This window comes from Gulosibacter sediminis, assembly GCF_023370115.1.
Lineage (GTDB): Bacteria > Actinomycetota > Actinomycetes > Actinomycetales > Microbacteriaceae > Gulosibacter > Gulosibacter sediminis_A.
In genome coordinates this window covers 1134981-1158742 of sequence record NZ_CP097160.1, presented here as the reverse complement: position 1 = coordinate 1158742, position 23762 = coordinate 1134981, and the positions used below count along the sequence as shown (strand labels likewise).

24 protein-coding genes and 1 tRNA gene are annotated in these 23762 nt (G+C 66.3%); 8 read left to right on the top strand and 17 right to left on the bottom strand.

Going from position 1 to position 23762, the window contains the following annotated elements; genetic code table 11:
• Window positions 1-29: 29 nt before the first annotated feature.
• The 3 genes from rdgB to murI are packed head-to-tail and all read right to left on the bottom strand — an operon-like array spanning window position 30 to window position 2190.
• On the bottom strand, window positions 30-629 hold the full coding sequence (rdgB, locus tag M3M28_RS05265; RefSeq protein WP_249387766.1) for an RdgB/HAM1 family non-canonical purine NTP pyrophosphatase: 600 nt from the start codon (window positions 627-629) through the stop codon (window positions 30-32).
• Complete coding sequence (gene rph, locus M3M28_RS05260) at window positions 626-1354, bottom strand: ribonuclease PH (RefSeq protein ID WP_249387765.1); 729 nt, start codon at window positions 1352-1354, stop codon at window positions 626-628. Before rph ends, rdgB begins: the two co-directional genes overlap by 4 nt.
• Window positions 1351-2190: a glutamate racemase gene (murI, locus tag M3M28_RS05255; protein ID WP_249387764.1), complete on the bottom strand. Its 840-nt coding sequence runs from the start codon at window positions 2188-2190 to the stop codon at window positions 1351-1353. Before murI ends, rph begins: the two co-directional genes overlap by 4 nt.
• A gap of 91 nt (window positions 2191-2281) precedes the next feature.
• Between murI and M3M28_RS05250 the strand changes: the two genes are divergently transcribed.
• Window positions 2282-3634 carry a nicotinate phosphoribosyltransferase gene (locus tag M3M28_RS05250; RefSeq protein WP_249387763.1) on the top strand — a complete coding sequence of 451 codons (1353 nt, stop codon included), beginning with the start codon at window positions 2282-2284 and terminating at the stop codon, window positions 3632-3634.
• 3 nt (window positions 3635-3637) lie between these two features.
• Here M3M28_RS05250 and M3M28_RS05245 read toward each other — a convergent pair whose 3' ends face one another.
• The 4 genes from M3M28_RS05245 to M3M28_RS05230 are packed head-to-tail and all read right to left on the bottom strand — an operon-like array spanning window position 3638 to window position 7215.
• The gene (locus M3M28_RS05245; RefSeq protein WP_249387762.1) at window positions 3638-3925 is read right to left on the bottom strand and encodes a DUF3039 domain-containing protein; all 288 of its coding nucleotides are present in this window, start codon (window positions 3923-3925) and stop codon (window positions 3638-3640) included.
• A gap of 28 nt (window positions 3926-3953) precedes the next feature.
• Window positions 3954-5489, bottom strand: coding sequence for a hypothetical protein (locus M3M28_RS05240; RefSeq protein WP_249387761.1), 1536 nt, complete (start codon window positions 5487-5489; stop codon window positions 3954-3956).
• Entirely contained in the window at window positions 5486-6376 is an 891-nt protein-coding gene (locus M3M28_RS05235) for an ABC transporter ATP-binding protein (protein ID WP_249387760.1), read from the bottom strand. The genes M3M28_RS05240 and M3M28_RS05235 overlap by 4 nt, the downstream gene beginning before the upstream one ends.
• Window positions 6377-6408: 32 nt before the next feature.
• Window positions 6409-7215 carry a carbon-nitrogen hydrolase family protein gene (locus M3M28_RS05230; protein ID WP_249387759.1) on the bottom strand — a complete coding sequence of 269 codons (807 nt, stop codon included), beginning with the start codon at window positions 7213-7215 and terminating at the stop codon, window positions 6409-6411.
• A 129-nt stretch (window positions 7216-7344) separates the two neighbouring features.
• On the opposite strand from M3M28_RS05230, the gene M3M28_RS05225 reads away from it, so the two are divergent.
• Entirely contained in the window at window positions 7345-7689 is a 345-nt protein-coding gene (locus M3M28_RS05225) for a hypothetical protein (RefSeq protein ID WP_249387758.1), read from the top strand.
• A 64-nt stretch (window positions 7690-7753) separates the two neighbouring features.
• Here the strand turns inward: M3M28_RS05225 and M3M28_RS05220 are convergent, their stop codons facing one another.
• The 3 genes from M3M28_RS05220 to M3M28_RS05210 form a co-directional block, all read right to left on the bottom strand.
• A complete protein-coding gene (locus M3M28_RS05220; RefSeq protein WP_249387757.1) occupies window positions 7754-8548 on the bottom strand; it encodes an ABC transporter ATP-binding protein in 795 nt (264 codons plus the stop codon).
• Window positions 8548-9525: an ABC transporter permease gene (locus tag M3M28_RS05215; RefSeq protein ID WP_249387756.1), complete on the bottom strand. Its 978-nt coding sequence runs from the start codon at window positions 9523-9525 to the stop codon at window positions 8548-8550. The genes M3M28_RS05220 and M3M28_RS05215 overlap by 1 nt, the downstream gene beginning before the upstream one ends.
• Window positions 9526-9614: 89 nt before the next feature.
• Window positions 9615-10583, bottom strand: a complete 969-nt coding sequence (locus tag M3M28_RS05210) for an ABC transporter substrate-binding protein (protein WP_249387755.1) — start codon at window positions 10581-10583, stop codon at window positions 9615-9617.
• 166 nt (window positions 10584-10749) lie between these two features.
• Here M3M28_RS05210 and M3M28_RS05205 point away from each other — a divergent pair, with 166 nt between their 5' ends.
• The 5 genes from M3M28_RS05205 (at window position 10750) to M3M28_RS05185 (ending at window position 15302) form a co-directional block, all read left to right on the top strand.
• A complete protein-coding gene (locus M3M28_RS05205; protein ID WP_249387754.1) occupies window positions 10750-11229 on the top strand; it encodes an Lrp/AsnC family transcriptional regulator in 480 nt (159 codons plus the stop codon).
• Window positions 11230-12063, top strand: coding sequence for an alpha/beta fold hydrolase (locus M3M28_RS05200; RefSeq protein ID WP_249387753.1), 834 nt, complete (start codon window positions 11230-11232; stop codon window positions 12061-12063).
• Between the two features lie 11 nt (window positions 12064-12074).
• Window positions 12075-12905 carry a hypothetical protein gene (locus M3M28_RS05195; RefSeq protein WP_249387752.1) on the top strand — a complete coding sequence of 277 codons (831 nt, stop codon included), beginning with the start codon at window positions 12075-12077 and terminating at the stop codon, window positions 12903-12905.
• 150 nt (window positions 12906-13055) lie between these two features.
• A complete protein-coding gene (locus M3M28_RS05190) occupies window positions 13056-13490 on the top strand; it encodes a MarR family winged helix-turn-helix transcriptional regulator (RefSeq protein ID WP_249387751.1) in 435 nt (144 codons plus the stop codon).
• Window positions 13491-13655: 165 nt separating this feature from the next.
• A complete protein-coding gene (locus tag M3M28_RS05185; RefSeq protein ID WP_249387990.1) occupies window positions 13656-15302 on the top strand; it encodes a thiamine pyrophosphate-dependent enzyme in 1647 nt (548 codons plus the stop codon).
• 72 nt (window positions 15303-15374) lie between these two features.
• Here M3M28_RS05185 and M3M28_RS05180 read toward each other — a convergent pair whose 3' ends face one another.
• The 4 genes from M3M28_RS05180 to M3M28_RS05165 all read right to left on the bottom strand — a co-directional run bounded on the left by M3M28_RS05180 (window position 15375) and on the right by M3M28_RS05165 (window position 17624).
• Window positions 15375-15986, bottom strand: a complete 612-nt coding sequence (locus tag M3M28_RS05180; protein WP_249387750.1) for an MBL fold metallo-hydrolase — start codon at window positions 15984-15986, stop codon at window positions 15375-15377.
• On the bottom strand, window positions 15983-17080 hold the full coding sequence (locus M3M28_RS05175; protein WP_249387749.1) for an S-(hydroxymethyl)mycothiol dehydrogenase: 1098 nt from the start codon (window positions 17078-17080) through the stop codon (window positions 15983-15985). Before M3M28_RS05175 ends, M3M28_RS05180 begins: the two co-directional genes overlap by 4 nt.
• A gap of 97 nt (window positions 17081-17177) precedes the next feature.
• Window positions 17178-17375, bottom strand: coding sequence for a CsbD family protein (locus M3M28_RS05170; RefSeq protein WP_249387748.1), 198 nt, complete (start codon window positions 17373-17375; stop codon window positions 17178-17180).
• A 105-nt stretch (window positions 17376-17480) separates the two neighbouring features.
• Window positions 17481-17624: a hypothetical protein gene (locus tag M3M28_RS05165; RefSeq protein WP_249387747.1), complete on the bottom strand. Its 144-nt coding sequence runs from the start codon at window positions 17622-17624 to the stop codon at window positions 17481-17483.
• Between the two features lie 227 nt (window positions 17625-17851).
• Between M3M28_RS05165 and M3M28_RS05160 the strand changes: the two genes are divergently transcribed.
• On the top strand, window positions 17852-19135 hold the full coding sequence (locus tag M3M28_RS05160; RefSeq protein WP_249387746.1) for an ATP-binding protein: 1284 nt from the start codon (window positions 17852-17854) through the stop codon (window positions 19133-19135).
• A 380-nt stretch (window positions 19136-19515) separates the two neighbouring features.
• On the opposite strand, the gene M3M28_RS05155 is transcribed toward M3M28_RS05160, so the two are convergent.
• From M3M28_RS05155 to M3M28_RS05145, 3 genes are all read right to left on the bottom strand, one after another.
• Window positions 19516-20331 carry a suppressor of fused domain protein gene (locus M3M28_RS05155; RefSeq protein WP_249387745.1) on the bottom strand — a complete coding sequence of 272 codons (816 nt, stop codon included), beginning with the start codon at window positions 20329-20331 and terminating at the stop codon, window positions 19516-19518.
• 126 nt (window positions 20332-20457) lie between these two features.
• Window positions 20458-20534 (bottom strand) — tRNA-Met (locus M3M28_RS05150).
• A 147-nt stretch (window positions 20535-20681) separates the two neighbouring features.
• Window positions 20682-23744: a UPF0182 family membrane protein gene (locus tag M3M28_RS05145; RefSeq protein ID WP_249387744.1), complete on the bottom strand. Its 3063-nt coding sequence runs from the start codon at window positions 23742-23744 to the stop codon at window positions 20682-20684.
• Between the last annotated feature and the right edge of the window lie 18 nt (window positions 23745-23762).

Genomic DNA, 23762 nt, shown 5'->3' with positions numbered 1-23762 from the left:
GTTTGCTCAGGCGCCGGACGCGTGTGTCGCTACGCCTCGCTGAGTACGCGCTGCAGCTGCGGCGCAATCGCCTCGAAGGCGCGGCGGCGGTGGCTCAGGCTGTCCTTGCGCTCCGGTGACATCTCGGCGGCCGACTGCGATTCGCCCTCGGGCAGAAACACCGGGTCGTAGCCGAAGCCGCCGGCGCCGCGAGCCTCGCGCACGATCTGCCCCGGCCATTCGCCGCGCACCGTGAATTCGCGGCCGTCCGGCAGCGCCACCGCGGCGACCGCAACGAACTGCGCGGCGCGGGCCGAGTCGGGCACATCGCTCAGCTGCCAGAGCAGCAGGTCAACGTTGTCGGCATCCGAGCGATCGGGCCCCGACCAGCGGGCCGAGAAGATGCCGGGCATGCCGCCGAGCACCTCGACGCAGATGCCCGAGTCATCAGCGATCGCCGGCAGGCCGGTCGCCTGCGCGGCCGCCCGGGCCTTGATGAGCGCGTTCTCCTCGAAGGTGAGCCCAGACTCCACCGGCGCCTCGCCGTCGTACGGCAGCAGTTCGAGCTCGGGCAATTGGGCCCCGAGGATGCGCTGCAGTTCCGCCAGCTTGTGGGCGTTCTTCGACGCGAGCACTGCCTGCAACGTCATCGGGCGAGCACCTCAGACTGGATACGCGCGAGGTCCGCATTGCCCTTGATCGCGAGGGCGAGCAGTTCGTTCAGCTCGGTGCCGTCGAACGGAGCTTTCTCGGCCGTGCCCTGCACCTCGACGAACTTACCGGTACCCGTCATCACGACATTCATGTCGGTCTCGGCCCGAACATCCTCGTCGTAGGGCAGGTCGAGCATCGGTGTGCCGTCGATGATGCCCACCGAGATGGCCGACACCGACGCCGTGAGCACCTCGGCTTTGCGCGGGATGTGCTTCTGCGAGCGGGCCCAGTCCACGGCATCCGAGAGCGCGACGAACGCGCCCGTGATCGCAGCGGTGCGCGTGCCGCCATCGGCCTGCAGCACATCGCAGTCGAGCACGATCGTGTTCTCACCGAGCGCCTGCATGTCAATGGCGGCGCGCAACGAGCGGCCGATAAGCCGCGAGATCTCGTGCGTGCGGCCGCCAATCTTGCCCTTGACCGACTCGCGCTGCGAACGCTCGTTTGTGGCGCGCGGCAGCATCGAGTATTCGGCCGTGACCCAGCCGGTCCCCTTCCCAGTGAGCCACCGCGGCACCCCGGGCGTGAACGACGCGGTGCAGAGCACGCGGGTGCGACCGAACGAGATCAGGGCCGATCCTTCGGCCTGCTCGCTCCAGCCACGCTGGATGGACACTTCGCGCAGCTCGTCGACGGCGCGACCATCAGCACGAGTGGTCATGAGTTCTCCTTCAGAGTGTGCCCGGCGAGGTCAATCACGCCGGTCGGATGGTGTTCAACTCTCGACACCTCGCCACCAAGGATGCGGCTCGCGAGGGTGACGAAGGCAGCGGTGTTCTCGCCGGTTGCCCGGTATTCGTAGGTGGCGTTGGTGGTGCCGTCGTGCAGTAACCCGCGCGTGAGCAGCGTGCGGTAGACGTCTTTCGCCGTCTCCACATCGCTCGACACGAGCCGCACGTCGCCGCCCATGACATAGCCGAGCACGCCCTGCAGCAGCGGGTAGTGGGTGCAGCCGAGCACGAGGGTGTCGATCTCTTCCCGCTGCAACGGGGCAAGGTACTCGCGCGCGATCGCGATGAGCTCCTGGCTCGTCGTGTCGCCGGCCTCAACGTGTTCAACGAAGGCCGGGCAAGCCTGCGAGAACAGCTGCACGTTCACGGCGGCGGCGAACGCGTCGTTGTACGCGCGCGAACTGATGGTTGCGTGCGTGCCGATCACACCGACGCGGCCCGAGCGGGTGGCGCTCACCGCGGCGCGCACCGCCGGCGCGATGACCTCGATGACCGGCACCGAATACCGTTCTCGGGCGTCGCGCAACACGGCCGCGGAGGCCGAGTTGCAGGCGATCACGAGCATCTTCACGCCCTCGTCGACGAGCTGGTCGAGAATCTCGAGCGAGAACTTGCGGATCTCGGCAATCGGCCTCGGCCCGTACGGCGTGTGCTCGGTGTCGCCGATGTACACGATGGACTCGTGCGGCAGTTGGGCGCGCACTTCGCGTGCAACCGTGAGACCGCCGACTCCCGAGTCGAAAATGCCAATCGGTGCGTTACTCACAACCGGCAATCGTACCCGGCCGACGCGCGCAATGTCTGCGGATGCGACCAGGTACAGCGGCGCTCCGCCCCCGATTCGTTACTCTGTGCCTATGTCGAACCCCGAAGCACGACCGGCGCTCCCCTCAGCCACGTCGCTCCTCACCGACCACTACGAACTCACGATGGTCGAGGCCGCCCTGCAAGACGGCACCGCCGACCGCGAGTGCATGTTCGAACTCTTCGCGCGGCGCCTGCCGAACGACCGCCGCTACGGCGTCGTCGCTGGCTTCGGCCGCGCCATCGAGCTGCTCGAACGATTCCGGTTTGAGGATGCGGAGCTCGAGTTCCTGCGCGACGCGAACGTCGTGTCGGCGACGACGCTTGACTGGCTCGCCAACTACCGCTTCTCGGGCTCGATTCGGGGCTATCGCGAGGGCGAGGTCTACTTTCCCCAGTCGCCACTGCTCGAGGTGCACGCAACGTTTGCCGAGGGCGTGATCCTCGAGACCCTCCTGCTCAGCGTGTTCAACTACGACTCCGCGGTCGCGTCGGCGGCCGCACGCATGGTCTCGGCCGCGGAGGGCAGACCGCTCGCCGAGATGGGCTCGCGCCGCACCGGCGAGCGCAGCGCCGTCGCCGCCGCGCGCGCCGCCTACATCGCCGGCTTCTCGGCCACCTCGAACCTCGAGGCCGGCCGCAGCTGGGGCGTGCCGACTATGGGCACCGCCGCCCACTCCTGGACCCTGCTGCACGAATCCGAGCGGGCCGCATTCCAGGCGCAGGTGGATGCACTCGGCGTCGGCACGACGCTGCTGGTCGACACCTACGACGTCACCGAAGGCGTGCGCCTGGCCGTTGAGGTCGGGGGCACGGAGCTCGGCGGCGTGCGCCTCGACTCGGGCGACCTGCCGGTGCTCGTGCGCGAGGTGCGCGAGCAGCTCGACGACCTCGGCGCCGTCAACACGAAGATCACCGTGACGAACGATCTCGACGAATACACGCTCGCCGGCCTCGCCGCGGCGCCCGTCGACTCCTACGGCGTCGGCACGAGCGTCGTCACCGGCTCCGGCTCGGTCGCCTCCGGCATGGTCTACAAGCTCGTCGCCCGCAAGAACGACGCCGACGAGTGGGTTCCGGTCGCCAAAGCCTCGCCCGGCAAGAAGTCGGTGGGCGGGGTGAAGTTCCCGCTGCGCCGCCGCGAGAACGGCGTCGCGACCGGCGAACTCATCTCGCTCGGCGGAGCACCGATCGGTGACCACGACGACCGCCCCCTCTACGTCGACTACGTCGTTGACGGTGAGATCGACCGTCAGTGGCTCGGCCACGCCGGTGTCGCCGCGGCCCGCGAACACTGCGCCGCCGCCCTAGCCGAGCTGCCGCGCACCGCGCGCCGCCTCGGAAAGGGTGATCCCGCCCTCACGACGCTCTACGTCTACGAGGACGGGACCACGACCCGCGCGTAACGACTACGAGTCGCGCATCCGTTCGTAGATGCGCTTGCAGTCGGGGCAGATCGGGAACCGGTCGGGGTTCGAGTTCGGCAGCCACTTCTTGCCGCACAGGGCTCGGACCGGTTTGCCGGTCACGGCCGACTCGACGATCTTCTCCTTGCGCACGTAGTGCGCAAATTTGTCGTGGTCGCCGTCATCGTACTGCTCATCTTCGATGAGCTTTTCGAGTTCGCGGTCGAGCACATCGGTGCTGCCGCCCGACCCAATCGAGCCGGGATCTTCGGTCCGTGCGAATCCAGTCATGGCCCAAGACTACTCGGGCCGTCGGATCTCAGTCGATGAGGGTTGCGCGGTTGAGCAGGTGGGTTCGCCGAGCGGTGAATACTTGGCCGCCGATGAGGATGCCGGCGACGCACGCGAGCACGCCGGTGCCGAGCGCCACACCCATCGCGAGCAGCGCATCCGCCCAATCACCCGACAGCAGGGCGAGCACGCTGAGCCAAATCGCTGGCGCGCAGATGGCGAGCTCAACAAGCAGGCTGATGCCGTGCACGGCGAACGAGCCGCCCCACGTCGAGACGGGTTGCGACCAGGGCGATTCGCCGGGTCGTGCGACGGGATACGGCGAGACGGCCGACATGATCGACGAGCCGCCGACCCCGGTGCCGAGCAGCGCCAGCGAACCCGCCGCGACGAGCGAGGCCCGCAGCGCATCGTCGGTGACCCAGAGCACGAGGGCCGAGCCGGCAAGGACGAGCACGACGCCGGTAATGAGCGTTGGGATGGCGCGGCCGAGTCGGTCGGCGCGGCCCGGCAGCCCGCCGGTGACGTGGAGCCAGAGCGCGGTCGAGTCGTAGGCGATGTCGTTGTGCAGGGCCCAGCCGAACAGCAGCGCGAAGATCGGCACCGGCAGCAGTACGAGCTCGGCGGCGCCGACGCCAGCAATCCACGAGGGAATCACGAGCAACGGCGGCAGGATCGCGATGGTGATGAGTGTCAGGCGGTATCGGTCGTCGCGCAGCCAGGCGAGCCAGGTGCGCGCCGCGATCGACCAGGTGGCCGAACCGGGAGCCGACGCGAAGATGCCGAGATTCACACGGCCGCCGCTGCCCCGCACGTACATGGCGCGCTGCGCATCGCGGCGTGAAAGCAGCCATTCGAGCAACCCGACCAGCACCACCACGGCAACGTTGACGCCGACGATCGTGCCGAGGTCGCCCACCGAGCCGGCCAGCGCCAAGCTCGCTCCGGGCACCCAGTCGAGGCCGCGAGCGATAAGCTGGGCCGCCTCGTCGGCGACCTCCTGCCAGGGCAGGAACAGCAGCGCGAATGCCACGGTCGCGCCGAGCAGCGACACCGCGTACCAAAAGACGGCGCCCACCTCGCGGGTGGTGCGACGCGTCGACACCGCGCGGCCGGCACGGGCGCCGAGGCGATGCGCGAGCACGCAGCCGATCCACCCGACGACGGCGAGCAGCCAGGCGATGCCGGAATCAACGCGTTGCTGCAGTGCGAGCCCGAGCACGCCGTATGGCACGAGGGCGACGAGCGAGGTCGGCTGCACGAAGCCCAGCGCGAACGTGGTGCTCGCCGCGCGGGCGGCGCCGCGACCGTGCACGGCGATGCGGCGCGCGTCGAGGGCATCACTGGGATGCCCGAGCACGCCGAGCCCAAACGCCGCGGCCGGCATGAGCAGCACCAGGAGCGGGGTCCAGAGCAGCGCGACGGCGCCACTGCCGGCGGTGCCGAGGTAGATGAGCGCGCCCGCGGCGAGCGAGCCCACCACGGTGAGCAAGAGCATCCAGAACGTGGCGGCCCCGACCTGCGCGCGCGGGCGCAGGGCTGCTGCAACGCTCCCCCAGCTCACCCGAAGGAGATTTCGAGCCAATCCAGCCCCTCCGTCTGCCCCGGGCCGCGAACGAGGTCGCGGAATCGTTCTTCGAGCGACACGTTGCCGCGAACGTCGTCGACGGTGCCCTCGGCGAGCAACTCGCCCTTGGCGATGACCGCGACGTGGTCGCACACTCGCTGCACGAGGTCCATCGAGTGGCTCGAGAGCACGACGGTGCCGCCGCGGTTGACGTAGCTATTGAGCACGTCGATGAACGTGCCGGCCGACACCGGGTCGATCGCCTCGAACGGCTCGTCGAGCACGAGCAGCTTCGGGGCGTGGATGAGCGTCGCGGCGAGCGCGAGCTTCTTGCGCAGGCCGAGCGAGTAATCGACGACCAAGCGATTCGCCTCGTCGCGCAGCCCGAAGTCGTCGAGCAGGTACTCCATGCGCTCGCGCAGCGTCTCGCCCTTGACCCCGCGCACCGCAGCGACATACGACAGGAACTGCGCGCCCGTGAGCTGGTCGAACATTCGCAGGCGGTCGGGCAGAATGCCGATAAGCTGCTGGGCCTTCGCACGGTCGCGCCAGGCGTCGATGCCAAACACTTCGACGGTTCCGTGGCTCGGCGGCAGCAGGCCGGCGATCATCGACAGCGTCGTGGTCTTGCCCGCCCCGTTCGGGCCTACGATGGCTGAGAACGAGCCCTGCGGAATCGTGAAGCTGAGGTGATCGACTGCCGTGCGCCGACCAAAGTTCTTCGTCAATTCGGCAAGAAAGAGCGCCTCACCGCCGTGCGTTCGCTGCTCTGCCTCGGTCTGACGCGCCATCGGCGTCATGGTCGACAGGCCCTCGGCCGTCTTCTTGCCGAGGCCGAGATCGCGGTTTTCCCCGCGCTCTCCCTGTTCGTCTGTTTTCGTCACATCTTCCAAGCTAGCAATCCCCCGCAGCCAACTTAGTCGGACGCGCGCACCGAGTACTTACGAAGGCGTAACGCTGGGTTCTGGTCACGAGCCGAGGCGACCTCTTCCGGGTCCAGCCAGGCCAGGGCCACGCCGTTGTCGGTGCCGAGCGTCGCGATGGTGACACCGCGCGGGTCGACGATGCTGCTGCCACCCACCCCGATCGGTGCGGGGTGGTCGGCCGCGACAACGTAGGCAACATTCTCGATCGCCCGCGCGCTGAGCAGCGTGCGCCAGTGGTGTTCCTTGAGTGGACCGCGCACCCACTCCGCCGGCACCGCGAGCACGTCGGCACCCGCGTCGACGAGCCGGCGACTCGACTCCGGGAACCGGAGGTCGTAGCAAGTCTGCAGGCCGATCGTGAGGCCGTACGCCTCGAACACGGCGGGATGCTCGCTCGGGTCGCCGGCGGTCAGCCACTCGCTCTCGCGCCCGGCAAACGCGTCGTAGAGGTGCACCTTCCGGTAGGCCGCGAGCCGCTCACCCGTGTCACCGAACGCGACGAGCGTGTTCGCGACGCCGTCGCCTACTTGCTCGAGCATCCCCGCCACGAGCGTGACGCGGAACTCGGCCGCAAGCTGCCCGAGTGCCGTAGCGAACTCGCCGTCGAGCGGCTGCGCGACCGAGTGCATCCAGTCGCCGTAGTCGCGGTCGAAACCCGAGCTGTACTCGGGGGCCACGAAAATGCGGGCGCCACGGTCGGTCGCGATCGCGAGGTGGTCGCGGAGCAATCGCAGATTCTTCGACGCGTCGAGGGTTGGTGCGAACTGACTCACTGCGCATGCGATTGACTCAGACATGCCGCCAGCCTACGGGCATTTCCCTAAATCCCCTGCGCGGCCACCGAGTCACTTGTTTCCCACGGAATAGCGCGCTAGCGTCAGTCGTGGTCGCGACGCACCGGGTGTCGCCGTTGAGAGGAATCCCCCATGCCGAAGTATGCCGTGATGCTGCGGTACGAGGTTGTCTCGGGTCTCGTCGTCGAGGCCAAGGACGAAGACGAAGCCGCCATGCTCGCGACCGAGCACGAAGCAAACTTGCACGACAGTCTCGAGGACACCGAGGAGATCGAGGTCGTCGTGCGCAGCTGGGGCGGTGGCGACGTCGAGATCGAAGAGGCCGCCGACGCCGACGAGGCTGCCGAACTGCTCGACGAGTGGGCCGACGACTACGAGGTCGGCGACGATTACGACGAGGACGACCTCGACGACGAAGAGTTCGACGACATCGACGAGGGCGACGTCGAGCTCGATGAAGGCGAAAAGCGCGACTAACGCGCAACACCAAGGGGCGGCGCCACCGATCGGTGGCGCCGCCCCCTTTATGTCGTTGCCGTGCCTAGGAGGCGAGCATCGTCTTGTCGTCGATGACCGCGCCCTTGATGGCGGCGAAGCGACCGAGGAGGTCTTCGACGGTCGTCTTCGACTTCGCCTCGTCCGCGACCTCATAGATGATGCGGCCGTCGTGCATCATGACGAGGCGGTTGCCCAGGTCGATCGCCTGCTGCATGTTGTGCGTCACCATCAGGGTCGTGAGCCCCGACTCCGACACGATGCGGCGCGTCAGCTCCGACACGTGCGCAGCACGCGCCGGGTCGAGGGCCGCGGTGTGCTCGTCGAGCAACAGGATGGACGGGTTAGTAAAGCCCGCCATGAGCAGCGACAGCGCCTGCCGCTGGCCACCCGAGAGCAGCCCGACCAGCGTGGTGAGGCGGTTCTCGAGCCCGAGGTCGAGGTGGGCGAGTTCGTCACGGAACAACTGCTTGCGCTTCGAAGTGATGCCCATGCCGAGGCCGCGGGGCTTGCCGCGACGCAGCGCGAGGGCAAGGTTCTGTTCGATCGTAAGATCGGGCGCCGTGCCCGCCATCGGGTCTTGGAACACGCGGCCGATGTAACGCGCGCGGCGGTAGTCGGGCATCCGCCGCACCGAGGTGCCGTCGATGCGCACATCGCCGCGGTCGACGTTGAGCTTGCCCGAGACGGCGTTGAGCAGCGTCGACTTACCGGCGCCGTTCGAGCCGATGACGGTCACGAAGTCGCCGTCGGCAAGGTGCAGGTCGAGGTCGACCAGCGCCTTTTTTTCGTTAACGGTGTTCGGGAAGAACGTCTTGGAGATCTTGTCGATGTCGAGCATTACTGCTGTGCCTCCTTTGCCGGAACGCTTGCGGCCACGGACTCGCGTGCGGGCGGAACCTCGGCCGGTTGTGTCTGTTTGCCGCGCATGAGGCGGTCGAGGCCGAGTCGCTTGCCGATGCCGAAACGAGGAATCAGCAGCGCGATGACCACGATGACCGCGGTGATGAGACGGACGTCGGTGTTGCTGAGGCCCGCCGAGAGCGCCGCGAAGATGACGAGGCGGTAGAGCACGGCGCCGACGATGACGCCAAAGCTCGCGAGCCACACCCAGCGGTTACCGAAGAACGCCTGGCCGAGAATCACCGAGGCGAGACCGATCAGGATCAGGCCGACGCCCATCGAGATGTCGGCGGAGCCGGTGTACTGCGCGACGAGCGCACCGCCGACGGCGACGAGGCCGTTCGAGAGCGCCAGGGTGAGGATCTTCATGGCGTCGGTGTTCACGCCAAACGAGCGAATCATCTGCTCGTTGTTCCCCGTCGCCTGAATTGACAGGCCGAGGTCGGTCGACAGGAACCAGTCGATCACGAGCTTGAGCACGAACACGGCGACGAAGAGAATGCCGACGGCACCCCAGGTGCCGAGCAGGCCGGCCTCGCGCAGACCGCTAAACGCGCTCTCCGAGCTGCGAATACCGACGTTCGACAGCGCGGGCGTTCCGTTCGATATGCCCATGATGCGCAGGTTGACCGACCAGAGCGCGATCATCGTCAGGATTCCGGCGAGCAGGCCGTCGATCTTGCCGTAGGTGTGGAGCACCCCGGTAATGGCTCCCGCGATGGCTCCCGCCGCGAACGACAGCAGGAGTGCCAGGACGGGGTTCATGTCGTAGCTCAGGCACACGGCGGCAACAGCGGCACCGGTCGTAAAGCTACCGTCGACCGTGAGGTCGGGGAAGTTCAGGATGCGGAAGGTGAGATACACGCCGAGCGCCACCACGGCGTAGATCAGGCCGAGTTCAAATGCACCAATCACGTGCGTCTCCTCTCAAAAATGGTTGGTTTTGAGCACAAACGGGTGGCCGCAATTGTGGCGCGGCCACCCGTTTGCACGTGGTTGTGAAGTTATTCGACGACCGTCGCGGCCTCGTCGAGCAGCTCCTGCGGAATCTCGAGGCCGACGGCCTCGGCACCCGCGGGGTTGACGACGAGGTCAAACTCGGTCTGCTCCTCGACGGACATCGTCGCGGGGTCTTCGCCGTCCTGGAGGATGCGAATCGCCATCTCGCCGGTCTGCACGCCGAGCTTCGTGTAGTCGAGGCCGAGCGTGGCCACGGCACCCGACTCGACCGGGCCGGTGTCGCCCGAGACGACGGGCACCTGGTGGTCGGCGGCGTAGGTCAGCACGGTGTCGATGCCCGAGACCACGGTGTTGTCGGTCGGCACGTAGATCGAGTCGACGTCACCGAGCGAGTCAAGCGCGGTCGGCACCTCGCCCACGTTCGTCACGGTGGCGGTCTTCAGCTCAAGGCCGAGCTCGTCGGCCTTCTCCTGTGCCAGGTCGACCTGCACCTGCGAGTTGACCTCGCCCGAGGAGTACACGACGCCCACCGACTCGACCGACGGATCGAGCTGGGTGATGAGGTCGATCTGGTCGGCCACCGGGTTGAGGTCGGTGGTGCCGGTGACATTGCCACCCGGCTCCTCCGCGCTCGCGACGAGGTCGGCGGCGACCGGGTCGGTAACGGCGGTGAACAACACGGGCACGTTGGTGATGGCCGTCGCGGCGGACTGCGCAGCGGGCGTCGCCACGGCGAGCACGAGATCGATGTCCGGGTCGCCGGCGAAACCAGCGGCGATGGTTGCCGCGGTCGACTGCTCGCCGTTCGCCACCTGCACGTCGAATTCGACGTCGATTCCAGCATCGGTGAAGGCCTGCTCAAAGCCCGCGGTTGCTGCGTCGAGCGCCGGGTGCTGCACGAGCTGAATCACGCCGACCTTGAACGAGTCGCCCGAGGCAGCGCCCTCAGTCGAGGCGGCGTCGCCGCCCCCGTTCGAGCAGGCGGAAAGCGCCAGCGAGCCAACAGCCAACATGCCGAAAGCGGCAAGAGATTTACGGATACGCATTTTCTACGACCCCTTTGTCAAATACGTGTCTGTCCCTAGTGGGATTAACACTGAAAACTAGCAGGAGATTGCCGGGATGGCCCAACTAGTTATACATTCTGTCAACAGTCCTCATGAATGCAAAGGTGCACCTATGGATCGACTCGACTTTCAGATCGTGGAGCTGTTCACACGCCGGCCCGAATCCAGTGTGTTGTCGGCTTCGCGGGACTTAGGCGTCGCCCGCCCTACCGTGCAAGCGCGCCTGAATCGCCTGCGCGAACGCGGGATCCTCGTGGACATCCTGCCGAAACTCCAGCCGAGCCAGATGGGCTATCCGGTCCAGGCCATGGTGATGTTGCAAATTGATCAGCGAGTGGGCCATGAAGGCTTACACGATCGACTCTTAGCCATCCCCGAGGTGATCGATTGTTCGACCATGGCTGGCCCCTGGGACATGCTGCTTCGAGTCGTGGCACACTCGAACACCGACCTGCAGCGCGTGATCGACCGGATCGGATCGCTCGAGGCCGTCGGCCGAACCAGCACCTCAATCGTGCTGCGAGACCTCGCCCGTGACCGAGTGCTGCCGCTCATGGATGACGCGACACAGGACGGAAAGATCACCGAATAAATGCCCCTTCCCCACACCGGCACTCACCCCCTGCCCGACGGTCGCTGGCTGCAGTGGGCGCGCTTCGGTGATGCGCAGGCACCTCCGGTCCTCTCCTTCCACGGCGCGCCCGGCTCGCGCTTCGAGGCCGCCATGTACACCCGCGCGGCCGCACATTTTGGCGTTCAGGTCGTCTGCCTCTCGCGCCCCGGGTTCGGTCTGTCGACTTGGCGCCCGCAGCGCCGGATTGCGAGCTTCGTTGAGGACGTTGCCTCATTCGTCGACGCGAGAGATTGGCCTCGATTTGCCGTCGTCGGCTATTCCGCCGGCGGCGCATACGCGCTCGGAACCGCGCTCGCCATGCGAGAGCGCGTCAGTCGCGTCGGCCTGCTCGCGCCAGCGGGCCCGATGCAATACACCGGGATGCCCATGGGCCCGAACCTTGCGATCTTTGCGGGCGCCGCGGCGAGCGTTGGCGCGCTCGGCCACAACTCGCTGTTCACCTCCGCCCGACACCGCGCCGGGGTTGGCCTCGACCGCAGATTCGGTCTGCCAGACGCGTCGGGCGACGCCTTCCTCGACTCGGTCGTCGGTGCGTTCCGGCGCGGCCCACGCGGGGTGGTGCGTGATTTGTCGTTGGTGCTCTTCGACTGGGGGTTTGATCCGGCAGAACTCGACCCGAGCATCGCGGTGATCATGTGGCAGGGTAAGCGCGACCTTTCGGTGCCCTGGCGAGGGAGTATGCAGCTCGCCCGCCGCATCCCGAACTGCGAGTTTCATCTCGACCGCACTGCCAATCATTTTTCTGTCTATACCCGGCACGCCGACGAGGTTCTCGGGAAGTTAACGCGCTAGCGTTGCGCGACATGACTGAGCCATCCGCTACTGAACGAACCTCATCGCGCGGCGACGTTCTCGTGCGCGCGCTCGATCAGGCGCTCAGGGTGCAACGCCCTGCAGCGCTCGCCTTCGCGCGCCGACTCCGACGGGTGGCCCCTGACGCGACGCCCGACGACCTCCTCCGCATCGCAGAAAAGTGGTACCGGCGCACCGCGATGGGCGCAGGCGGTGGCGTCGGCGCAGCGAGCGCCATTCCGGGCATCGGCACCGCGACCGGCATCGCCCTCATCAGCGCCGAGGTCGTCTCCTTCCTCGACCTCACGGCGCTGTACGCCCTGACCGTGGCAGAGCTCCACGGTGACGCTACCGACGACCCCGACCGCGCGCGGGCACTCGTCACCGGCATCCTGCTCGGCGACCGGGGGCGCAAACTTGTCACCGAATTTGTGCGCACACGCGCACCGCAGACCCTGCTGAAGAACGCTGCGTGGGGCGAACTGGTCACCGAAGCGCTCCCCCAGGTGTTTGTGGGTGAGCTCGGCCAGCGCCTCTCAACGTCGTTCCTGAGCAAGTTTGCGGGCACGCATCTCGGCGGACTCGTGGGCAAATTGCTGCCATTCGGCATCGGCGCTGCCGTCGGCGCACTTGGCAACCGCGCGCTCGCCAACGAGGTGATCCGCACCGCTGACGGCGCCTTCGGCCCGGCACCACAATGTCATGTAGGCGATCTCAGCGATGAGACGCTGGCCGAGCTCGATGCCGCAAATCCGAGATTTCAGCGGAGGCAGGCGAAGCTGCAGGCCAAGCTTGAGCGTGGCGCTGAACGCAAACAGCTTCGCGCAAAGAAGTCGAAATAGTCACAAATTTACTTGTTTCTGCAAGTAAATTTGTGGCAGAATCGGCCTATGGCGCGAGAAGAACCACAGTGGCTGTCCGTAGAAGAACGTGCCGCATGGATGCGCCTACTCGGCGTCCTGCAGCTTCTACCGAGTGCCCTTGACTCCCACATGCGCAAGCACGCGCACCTCACCCTCACCGAGTATTACGCACTCGCGATGCTTTCGGATGCGCCGGCGCACCGCATCCAAACCAAACAGCTCGCGGTGTTCACGAGCACGACACTCTCACGCCTCTCTCGGGTGATTTCGGGCCTCGAGGACGAGGGTCTGCTTCGCCGCGTGCCGAACGAGAATGACGGCCGGGCGACCGACATCGAACTCACCGACGCTGGGGCGGCGCGCCTCATCGAATCGGCGCCTGCCCACGTGAATTTCGTGCGTGAGGTGGTATTTGCCCCGCAGGGGCGTGACGGCATCGGCGAGTTGCGCCGCTCGATGGATGCGATCCTCAACGAGCTCGACCCCGAGCAGGAGCTGCATCGAGACCCCCTCGAGCTGCAGCCGGGATGCTCTGGTGGCAACCCCGAGGAGGCCACGACTTAGCAAGCTCCGCGCGCGGGTTGGTGAACGTCGTTCAAAAAACTTGAACGGGAATTTTGACAGAATTCCGAAGGACCACTCTGGGTTGATCCCACCTGCAAAGGAGCTTGCTACATGGAACCCCCTGCCACTGGCGCGATTCCGACGATTGACGTCGTCACCGCACAGATGAACCAGCTAGTCGAGCGCAAATCGGCCGGTCATCAGATCGTCGAGTCGCTCGAGGCGCACGGTGTGAAGCGCGTGTATGTGGTGCCGGGTGAAAGCTATCTCGACGTGCTCGATGGCCTCCACGGCTCATCGATCGACACGATCGTCTGCCGCCACGAGGGCGGCGCGGCCTACATGGCCGAAGCCGACGGCAAGCTCGGCGATCTGCCTGGCGTGGCCATGGTGACCCGCGGCCCCGGTGCCGCCAACGCCCACGTCGGACTGCACACCGCGTGGCAGGACTCGACCGCGATGGTGCTGTTCGTTGGCCTCATTCCCTTCGAACACCGCGAAAAAGAGGCTTTCCAGGAGTTCGACCCGAAGCGCTGGTTCGCCTCGGGCGCGAAACGCGTCATGGTGCTCGACCACCCGGCCCGCGCGAGCGAGGTTGTCGCCGAAGCAATGTTCTCGGCTTCCTCCGGTCGCCCCGGCCCCGTCGTCGTCGGCCTGCCCGAGGACGTCATCACCGAGCTCGTCGACACGCCGATTCACCCGACGATTCCCGTCGCCCTTGGCGGCATGACGGTCGACGACTGGAAGTCGCTGCGCACGGCGCTGCTCGAGTCGGAAAAGCCGCTGTTCGTCACCGGTGGTAACGACTGGACTGTCCAGTCGACCGAGGCCCTCACCACCTGGCTCGAGGAGCACTCGCTCCCGGCGGCGGCGGAGTGGCGCACAGAAGGCACGGTGCCCTTCGACTCGCCGTCGTACGTCGGGCCCCTCGGCTACGGTCGCCCGAACTTCTCGGCCGACCTCCTCGACGAGACCGACCTCATTGTCTTCGTCGGCACAGTCCCCGGCGACGTCATCACGAGCGGCTTCACTTCGCGCCAGAACTGGAACCAGCGCAACTTCATCGTGACGATCGACCCGTCACTGCGCGGTCGCAGTGGCCCGATCTCACATCAGATCGTCGCGAAGCCGCACAGCTTCGTGCGCGACCTCGTGCGCATGGACCTGCCCGAGAAGGACTCGTGGCGCGAATGGACGCAGCGCCTGCGTGCGAAGCAGCAGACCTGGTCGGCCGCGCCCAGCTCGACGCCAACCGACGGCAAGGCGACCATGGAGACCCTCATGGGCAACCTGGTTGAGCGCCTGCCCGAGGATGCCATGGTCACCTTCGGCGCCGGCGAGCACACCAACTGGGCACACCGCTACTTCCCCACTCGTGGATACGCGTCAATGATCTCGGCTCGCAACGGCTCGATGGGCTACTCGGTGCCCTCGGCCGTGAGCGCTGCGCTGAACTTCCCCGGCCGCATCGTCGTGACGATCGCGGGCGACGGAGAGTTCCTCATGAACGGGCAGGAACTCGCGACTGCTGCGCAGTACGGCGCGACGCCGCTCGTCATTGTCATGGACAACGGCGAGTACGGCACGATTCGCACTCACCAGGAGGCGCACTACCCGGGTCGTATCTCGGGCACCCAGCTGAAGAACCCCGACTTCGCGAAGTTCGCTGAGTCGTTCGGCGGAGTGGGCATCCGTGTTGAGACCGATGCCGAGGTGCCCGCCGCGGTCGAACGCGCCCTCGAGACGGTGCAGGCCGGCGAGACCTTCGCACTGATTCACCTCATCGTCGACCAGCGACAGAAGGCGTTCTAGCCACCAACGAGGGCGGGCGGGGAGATCGACTCGATCTCCCCGCCCGCCCTCGTTGCCGGAGCAACCCGTTGCTTAGACCCAGTCGCGGGCGCGCTCCGCGCCGATCGTGGTGTCGTCGCCGTGGCCGGTCTTCACGACTACCTCGTCGCCGAGCGGGAAGAGCTTCTCGCGAATCGACTGCTCGAGGGTGCCTCGGTCACTGAAGCTGCGACCGGTCGCTCCCGGCCCACCCTGAAACAGCGTGTCACCGGTAAATACGACGCCGAGTTCGGGCACCGCGAGGCACACCGCGCCGGGCGCGTGGCCCGGCGTCGACAGCACGCGGATGGTGGTGCCGGCGATCTCGAGGGTGTCACCATCGTGCAACTCACCGTCGGGGCTACGCTCCGGGTGCGTCAGGCGCCACAGCTGCAGGTCGTCGGGGTTGAGCAGGATGCGCGCGCCAGTTCGCTCGGCAAGCTCGGGCGCCACGCGCACGTGGTCATCGTGCGCGTGCGTGCAGACGATGGCCCGCACCTCGCGATCGCCGACGACCTTGAGGATCTCGTCGACGTCGTGGGGAGCGTCGATGACGAGGCACTCCTTGTCGTCGCCGAGCACCCAGACGTTGTTGTCAACGTCGAAGGTCTCGCCGTCGAGCGAGAAGGTGCCGCTGATGACGCCGTGGTCGATGCGTGCGGTCACTGCTGCGCCTCCTCGAGAATCACGACGCTGCGGAGCACTTCGCCGCGGTGCATCTTCTCAAACGCGGCGTCAATGTCGTTGATGCCGATTTCCTCAGAGACGAACGCGTCGAGCGGCAGGCGGTCCTGCAAGTAGAGGTCGGTGAGCATTGGGAAGTCGCGCTCGGGCAGGCAGTCGCCGTACCAGCTCGACTTCAGCGCGCCGCCACGGCCGAATACCTCGGCGAGTGGCAGCTTGAGTTCCATCTCGGGATTGGGCACGCCCACGAGCACGACGCGGCCCGCGAGGTCGCGGGCGTAGAACGCCTGCTCGTAGGTCTCGGGTCGACCAACCGCCTCGATCACCACATCCGCGCCGAAGGTGTCAGTCGCCGCGCGGATCGCCTCGACCGCATCCACCTCGCGCGAGTTCACGGTGTGCGTCGCGCCGAGCTCCTTCGCCTTGTCGAGCTTGCGGTCGTCAACGTCGACCGCGATGATCTTTGTCGCGCCAGCGAGCTTGGCGCCGACGATCGCCGCGGCGCCGACGCCCCCGCAGCCGATGACCGCGACCGATTCGCCACGCTGCACGGCGCCGGTGTTGATGGCGGCGCCGATGCCCGCCATGATGCCGCAGCCGAGCAGACCTGCGGCCGCAGGGCGCGCTGCGGGGTCAACCTTGGTGCACTGGCCGGCCGCAACGAGCGTCTTCTCGATGAAGGCACCGATGCCGAGTGCGGGCGAGAGCTCCGTGCCGTCCTCAAGGGTCATCTTCTGCGTCGCGTTCGAGGTGTCGAAGCAGTACCAGGGCTGGCCGCGCTTGCACGCGCGGCACTCCCCACACACGGCACGCCAATTGAGCACGACATAGTCGCCCGGCGCCACGTTGGTGACGCCCTCGCCGACCGCTTCGACGATGCCCGCGGCCTCGTGGCCGAGGAGGTACGGGTAGTCATTGCCGATGCCGCCGCGCACGTAGTGGAGATCGGTGTGGCACACGCCGCAGGCCTGCACTCGTACAACCGCCTCGCCCGGGGCGGGGTCAGGGACATTGATCGTGACGAGTTCTACGGGCGCGTCCTTCGCCCGGGCGATGACGCCCTGTACTTGCTGCATGAGTGCTCCTTTGCGCGTGCCTACGAATTCAGATTACGGGTGAACAGCGACAGTGGCGGGGTGATCGAATGATCACCCCGCCACTGCTGCGGACGATTTACTTGCCGCGAAGCTTATCGATGCCTTCCGAGATGCCGTCCTTGACATTCTCGAGGCCCTGCTTGATGTTGGCCGAGGCCTGGTCGGCTTTGCCCTCGTTCTCGAGGTCCTTGTTGTCGGTCGCGGCGCCGACGCCTTCCTTGCCCTTGCCAAGAAGTTCTTCGCCCTTGTTGCGGGCGTCATCAGCGAATCCCATACAAACCTCCTTCGGTGATTACCACCACTGGTGCGGCGGAAGTCCTCCGATCTTTACAGGTGAGTCTGGGCGGAACCTCCAATGGTGCGGCGAGTGCCCAACGAGTTAGGCCGAGGGCTGCTCGTCGTTCTTGTCGCCCTCGTTGCCAAGCTTGCCGTCCTTGATGTCCTCGACAAAGTCCTCAACCTTGTCCTTCGCGTCGTTGACGAAGTTGCCGACGTTTTCCTTCGCGTCATCGAGAAAGCCCATGATCACTCCAATTCTTTGGTTTGGCGCCACGGTTGTGACACAGGGATGCTGGCACGTCTGCCCGCACGTTTTCCTGAGTTCGTGAACCCGATTCAATATTGACGATCGCGGGATCCGCCACGGCTACATCGCGGCGCGTGCAAGGCGGCCAGGCCGCGTCCGGGGATGCGCGGATCGAATTCAGTACGCTGTTGCCAACTTCCTCCCTCCACCGAAGTAGGCAGACCATGACGAACTGGCGCATCCGCGATCTCCAAGCCTCCGACCTCGACGGCTTCCTGCGGCTGTGGGAGGGCTATGCCGCCTCGGGCGTCGACCCCGTCTACTCGCTCAACGAGGTGCTGGCCTCCACTCGCGTCGACACCGCGGTGGTGGCGACCGCGGGCGATGAGCTCGTCGGGGCGGCCGTCGCGCGGGCGGCACACGACCAAGCCTGGGTCGTCTTCATCGCCGTGGCCCCGACCTGGCGCCGGCGCGGCATCAGCGGAGCTCTGCTCGGCGCCCTCGAGCGCAGGCTCGCGTCGCAGGGCATCTCGCAGATGTCGATCCTCGTGCCCGACGGGGAGGAACACGCGGGCTCGCTCACGCAGGCGGGGTTCATCGACAAGCGGCACCTGCGCTACTTCGAGCGGGCGATCCCCATCCGGCAGGAGCAGGTGCTTGTGCTCCGCGAACTCGGTGGTCGGGTGCTCGATCGCAACCGGTGGGACGGCATCGGTGGCATGCAACACGAGAAGCAGATCCTCGAGCGTCGCCTCGTGCTGCCGCTATCCGACCCGGAGCTTGCGGAACAATTCGGCGTCGTACCGCCGCGCGCAATCGTGCTGTTCGGGCCTCCAGGCACCGGCAAGACAACGTTTGCGAAGGGCATCGCCTCGCGGCTGGAGTGGCCGTTCGTCGAGGTGTTTCCTTCGCGCTTGGCCGCGTCACCGAAGGGGCTCGCCGGCGAGCTGCGCGAAACCTTCGAGAAGATCGACGAGCTCGATCACGCGGTGGTATTCATCGACGAAGTGGAAGAAATCGCGGTGCGCCGCGGCGGCGAGCCACCGTCGCCGATGCAGGGTGTCACCAACGAATTGTTGAAGATCATCCCCAACTTCCGGGAGAAACCCGGCCGCCTGCTCATCTGCGCGACCAACTTCATCCGCGCCCTCGACCCGGCGTTCCTGCGGCATGGACGCTTCGACTACGTGATTCCGATCGGCTTGCCCGATGCCGAGGCCCGGGCGGCCATCTGGCGAGGCTTCGTGCCCGAGCGGTCGAAGGATGCGGTGGACTACGCCGCGCTCGTCTCCGCCACCGAGGGTTTCTCCCCCGCCGACATCGAATTCGCCTCGCGCAGCGCCGCCCAGAACGCATTTGAGCGGGCGGTCGAGACGGGCGGCGAGGCCCTCGAGCGGGGCCCGAGCCAAGCTGACTTCGAGGCGGCGATCCGCCAAACGCGCACGACCGTGTCGGCGGAGGTCGCGGCCGAGTTCGAGGAGGACATCACGAGCCTCGCCAGGCTCTAGCGGGCGTGCCGCGCGCCCGAATTCGTCGTTTCGTGCGATTGCTGGCGGATACTCGCGGTGGCGCGAATGTGGTGGAATCGTCTGCGTAATTATTTGGCGTGGTTGGGGTGTGCTGGCATTTGCCTATGGCGCGGTGACGATGATGCTCTTTGCTGGGCTTGGCAGCACGTTCTTTGACGAGGGCGCAATTCCCTTGTCAGCGGCGATCGGCCCCAGTCTCGCGGCCGTCGCGACCTGGTTTACCGGCCGAGCGATGAACGTCACCGGCCCGCTTCGGAAGGTCGAAGAGTGGCGCGTACACCGCGAGCTCCAGCTCGCGGCGCTCGCCGTGTTCGCACTCGTGTCGAGCATCATCGGCGCCACGTCGTGGCCGCAGCGACTCAGTCTGCCTCGATCTGGTAGGCGCCCGAGTCGTCGTCGAATCGCGCCGTTTCACCGACACGGCCCCGACGCAGGAACTCCTCGACGAACGGGAATCGATCGACAAACGAGACGCTCGCCCAGATCTCGTGATTCGCGCTGTCGGCCATGTAGGCGTCGGATTCGAACCCGGTGACCGACTGCAGCCCTCGGCGGGTGATCGTGACCCAGCGTGGCGGATGCTCGTAGTGAAGCTTCGACAGCATTACCGGAGCGTTGTCGGCAACACCGCTCGGCTCGACGGATTCTTCACGCTCGACGTCGAGGAGCGCGTCGACTGAACCGACCCTGGTACGGAGCGCGTCGAACCCCTCGCTCGCGACAACGTCGGCCTCGACGTCGGTGAGCAGTCGCAGGGTTCGCACGTGACCGACCACCGTGCCGTCATCGGCCCGCACATCGTCAAACTCTGCACCCCAGCGCGACCCGGTCGCGACGATCGACGTGATCGCGGTGCCGGTGAGGAACGGCTCGGAATTGCGCCACGGCGCGCCGACCGGAGGCACGCGCCGGTTCTGCGCGATGTCATCGCAGACGATTCGCAATGCGATGAAGCCCGCGCCCTGCTGACCCTCGACGACTTCGACGGCAAGTTCCAAGGCGTCGCCGGTGTCGGTCGGCAGATTCGAGGCACCGGCCGTCATGAGGGTGATCGGCCCACCCTCGGGTCGCTTCTCGACGACCATGATGACGCCACCAAGTTTCTCCTCGAAGATGCGCGGCGCTTGGCAGAAGGCGTTGAAGATGTGGTTGGGGAACGCGTCGTGTCCACTCATGGCTGCCAGCCTGCCAGACGCCACGATGAGCTTCCAGGGGTGGCCCGGCAGACGACGCGTCGCCGCGGAAAACTCGGAACGCCCCGGCTCGTAAGAGCCAGGGCGTTCGTGCCGCTTCTGCGGAATTGGTTGCGGGGGCAGGATTTGAACCTACGACCTCCGGGTTATGAGCCCGGCGAGCTACCGAACTGCTCCACCCCGCGGCACAAGAGAAAACATTACCGGATGCTTTCGTCGTTGTCCAGTTCACGTCCACTTCACCGACGTTTTCCCGCCGCTACCGCAGAAAATGGCCTCGCGGCGCGCCCCGAGAACGGGGCGCGCCGCGAGGCCGACAAGCCGAGCTGGGGCTACTCGCCGTTGTTGATGCGGTCCTGCGCCTCCTGCGCGCGCTCGAGCGCCTCGGTCATACGCGCATCCGCCTCGGCCGCCGCAACGAGGTCGTTGTCGGCGTAGGCGTCCGTGCGGTCCTGGAGTGCCTCGGAGGCGTCCGCAAGTGCCTGGTCGAGGTCTTCCTGCGCGCTGCCGCTCGAGCCCCCCGTGCTGCCGTCCTGCGTCGCGTCGGGCGTCGACGTGGGTTCGGGCGTCGCCGTCGGTTCGGTCGTCGAGTCCGTTCCGCTGGTGTCATCGGGAACGTCCTGCGAGTTGTCACCGCCAGTGTCCGGCACGATCACGTTCGGGTCCTCGGGCACCTCGTCGGCGTTCTGGTCTCCCGCATCCGCGCCAGCATCACCGGCGAAGAGCTCGTCGAGCGCCGCATCCAGGGTGTCCTCGAACGCGATCTCGTCACCGAAGGCAACGAGCACGCGGCGCATGAGCGGGTAGCTCGTCTCACCCGTCGACTGCACGTAGACCGGCTGCACGTAAAGGAATCCTTCGCCGACGGGTAGCGTCAGCAGGTTGCCTCGCAGCACCTGGGTCTGACCGCCTCGCTCAAGCAGGTTGAGCTGGTTCGCGACCGTCTCGTTCGAGTTGAAGATGTTCTGCACCTGACCCGGGCCATTCACCGAGTCGTTCTGAATCTTCAACAGTGTGAGCGTGCCGTAATCGTCTGACACTTCACCGTCGGTCGACCCCGCATTCGCATTGGCCGAGAGATAGCCCGTCAAGACGTTTCGAGAGGTTGAACCGCTCGACACCATCGGGATGTACGTCGAGTAGATCGAGAACGCCGGCTCCTGGCCCGGCATCTGCATGGTCAGGTAGTAGGGCGGCTGACGGAGTTGCGCATCCGCCGCCGAGGTCGGGTCAACCGGGATCTGCCAGGCGTTCGTCTGGTTGTAGTACTCACCCGCGTTCGTCACGTGGTAGGTCGAGAGCATCGCTCGCTGCACCTTGAAGAGGTCCTGCGGGTAGCGCACGTGGCTCAGCAGGTCACCCGACATCTCGCTCACGGAGTGCAGAGTGTTCGGGAAGATCTTCTGCCAAGTCTGGAGGATCGGATCCTCGGTGTCCCAGGCGTAGAGCGTGACCGAGCCGTCGTACGCGTTCACGGTCGCCTTCACCGAGTTGCGGATGTAGTTGACCGCCTGGTTCGGGCCGGCCGTAGCAGGCGTGTTTGAGTCGGTCGCTGCCGCCTCGATCGAGGTCTGCGTCGAGTAAGGGTACGCGTCGCTCGTCGTGTACCCGTCGACGATCCACACGAGCTCGCCGTCGACTACCGAGGCGTACGGGTCGCCGTCGATCATCAGGTACGGCGCCGCGGCCTGCACGCGCTGCGTGGGATCACGGTCGTAGAGGATCTGCGAGTTCTCGTTGATCGCGTCCGAGAGCAGGATCTGCTCGGACTGGAACTTGATGGCGTACACGAGGCGGTTGAAGATGTTGCCAAGCGACGGTCCGCCCTCACCGGTGAAGGTGTAGTAGCTCTGCGAGGCACCATCGGCACCCGACACGTGGTCGAACTCGACCGGGTCGGAACCATCCGGCGCACCAACGATCGAGTACTCGGGCGAGTTCTCACCGAAGTACACGCGGGGCTCGAACTCGTCGAGCGCGCCCTCCTGCGGCATGCCCGCCTCGAAGAACAGGGGCTGACCGTCGGGGCCGCGCTGCGAACCGTAGGCGGCCACGAGACCGTAACCGTGGGTGTAGACGATGGCCTGGTTCACCCACGACTGGGCATCGGCACCAAGACCGTCGACGTTGATCTCGCGCAGCGCCATGACGGCGTCCTGCGTCTTGTCGTCAATGTCGTAGCGGTCAACGTCGAGCGTGCTCGGGAACTGGTAGTACGCGCGTTCCTGTTCGAACTGCGCGAAGGTTTGGCTGATCAGGGCCGGGTCCATGATGCGGATGTTGGCCGTGGTCTCAGCGTCCTCGCGCAGCTGACCCGGCTCGGCCGTCGTCACGCCGGCGTAATCGACCTCCTGCACGTCCGCCACGTCGTACGCGTCGCGCGTGGCCGTGATGTTGCGGTCGATGTACTCGGACTCGAGCGACTGCTCGTTCGGGCCCACCTGCAGGTTCTGCACGAACCACGGGTAGACCATGCCGACGACGAGGCCGACGATCACGAGGCCCGCGACTCCCATGGCCGGGAGCGTCCAGCGGCCCGCAATGGCAGCAAAGATGAACAGCAGCGCGACGATGATCGCGACGCCCGCGAGGATCGCGAGTCCGGGTACGCGCGCATGCACGTCGGTGTAGAGCGCACCCGACCAGCGACCGTTCGACTCGGTCAGCGAGTTATAGCGATCGAACCAGAACGACACACCCTGTGTCGCGACGAAGAGCGCCGCAACGATGGCGATCTGGATGCGCGAGGCCTTCGAGATGACGACCTCGCGGCCCGAGATGTGGATGCCGCCGTAGAGGTAGCTCACGGCCACGGTCAGGACGAGGCAGACGAGCAACGTCGAGCTGATGAACGTAACGACGCCACGCCAGAACGGCAGCTGGAAGATGTAGAAGCTGACGTCGTGACCAAATTGCGGGTCCGCAACGCCAAACGGCGTCGAGTTGAAGAACGCAAGCACGCTTTGCCAGCTGCCCGCGACCGAGAGACCACCGAGCACGCCGAGGAAGATCGGAATGACGATGAAGACGATGCGGCGCACGGGCTCGAGCGCACGCTGGTACTCCCCCAGCTGCTGCGAGAGCTTCGCATAGGTGGGCCGCGTGCGGTACGCGAGCTGCAACATCACGTAGCTCGGCACCGCGAGGCCGATGAGGCCGATCAGGAACATCGCGCCGGTGGCGATCCACTGCGTGAACAACACCTGCTCGTACCCGAGCTGCTGGTACCAGAGAACATCGGCGTAGATGCCCGAGAACCAGAAGAACACGATGATGAGCGCGACGACGATGGCAATCGTCGTGATGAGCGGTCCGAAGCGACGCGCCCCGGGGCCGCGCTGACCACCGTCCCCTGAATTACTTGCGGATGGACGTGGTGCTGCCGTTGCGCTCACTGAGGTCCCGTCGTTGTC

What these genes read in the sequence shown, in the direction of transcription:
- rdgB (WP_249387766.1), bottom strand. Translation starts at nt 629, where the DNA reads ATGACGTTGCAGGCAGTGCTCGCGTCGAAGAACGCCCACAAGCTGGCG.
- rph (WP_249387765.1), bottom strand. Translation starts at nt 1,354, where the DNA reads ATGACCACTCGTGCTGATGGTCGCGCCGTCGACGAGCTGCGCGAAGTG.
- M3M28_RS05250 (WP_249387763.1), top strand. Translation starts at nt 2,282, where the DNA reads ATGTCGAACCCCGAAGCACGACCGGCGCTCCCCTCAGCCACGTCGCTC.
- M3M28_RS05245 (WP_249387762.1), bottom strand. Translation starts at nt 3,925, where the DNA reads ATGACTGGATTCGCACGGACCGAAGATCCCGGCTCGATTGGGTCGGGC.
- M3M28_RS05230 (WP_249387759.1), bottom strand. Translation starts at nt 7,215, where the DNA reads ATGTCTGAGTCAATCGCATGCGCAGTGAGTCAGTTCGCACCAACCCTC.
- M3M28_RS05225 (WP_249387758.1), top strand. Translation starts at nt 7,345, where the DNA reads ATGCCGAAGTATGCCGTGATGCTGCGGTACGAGGTTGTCTCGGGTCTC.
- M3M28_RS05220 (WP_249387757.1), bottom strand. Translation starts at nt 8,548, where the DNA reads ATGCTCGACATCGACAAGATCTCCAAGACGTTCTTCCCGAACACCGTT.
- M3M28_RS05210 (WP_249387755.1), bottom strand. Translation starts at nt 10,583, where the DNA reads ATGTTGGCTGTTGGCTCGCTGGCGCTTTCCGCCTGCTCGAACGGGGGC.
- M3M28_RS05205 (WP_249387754.1), top strand. Translation starts at nt 10,750, where the DNA reads ATGGATCGACTCGACTTTCAGATCGTGGAGCTGTTCACACGCCGGCCC.
- M3M28_RS05200 (WP_249387753.1), top strand. Translation starts at nt 11,230, where the DNA reads ATGCCCCTTCCCCACACCGGCACTCACCCCCTGCCCGACGGTCGCTGG.
- M3M28_RS05195 (WP_249387752.1), top strand. Translation starts at nt 12,075, where the DNA reads ATGACTGAGCCATCCGCTACTGAACGAACCTCATCGCGCGGCGACGTT.
- M3M28_RS05190 (WP_249387751.1), top strand. Translation starts at nt 13,056, where the DNA reads ATGCGCAAGCACGCGCACCTCACCCTCACCGAGTATTACGCACTCGCG.
- M3M28_RS05185 (WP_249387990.1), top strand. Translation starts at nt 13,656, where the DNA reads ATGAACCAGCTAGTCGAGCGCAAATCGGCCGGTCATCAGATCGTCGAG.
- M3M28_RS05175 (WP_249387749.1), bottom strand. Translation starts at nt 17,080, where the DNA reads ATGCAGCAAGTACAGGGCGTCATCGCCCGGGCGAAGGACGCGCCCGTA.
- M3M28_RS05170 (WP_249387748.1), bottom strand. Translation starts at nt 17,375, where the DNA reads ATGGGATTCGCTGATGACGCCCGCAACAAGGGCGAAGAACTTCTTGGC.
- M3M28_RS05165 (WP_249387747.1), bottom strand. Translation starts at nt 17,624, where the DNA reads ATGGGCTTTCTCGATGACGCGAAGGAAAACGTCGGCAACTTCGTCAAC.
- M3M28_RS05160 (WP_249387746.1), top strand. Translation starts at nt 17,852, where the DNA reads ATGACGAACTGGCGCATCCGCGATCTCCAAGCCTCCGACCTCGACGGC.
- M3M28_RS05155 (WP_249387745.1), bottom strand. Translation starts at nt 20,331, where the DNA reads ATGAGTGGACACGACGCGTTCCCCAACCACATCTTCAACGCCTTCTGC.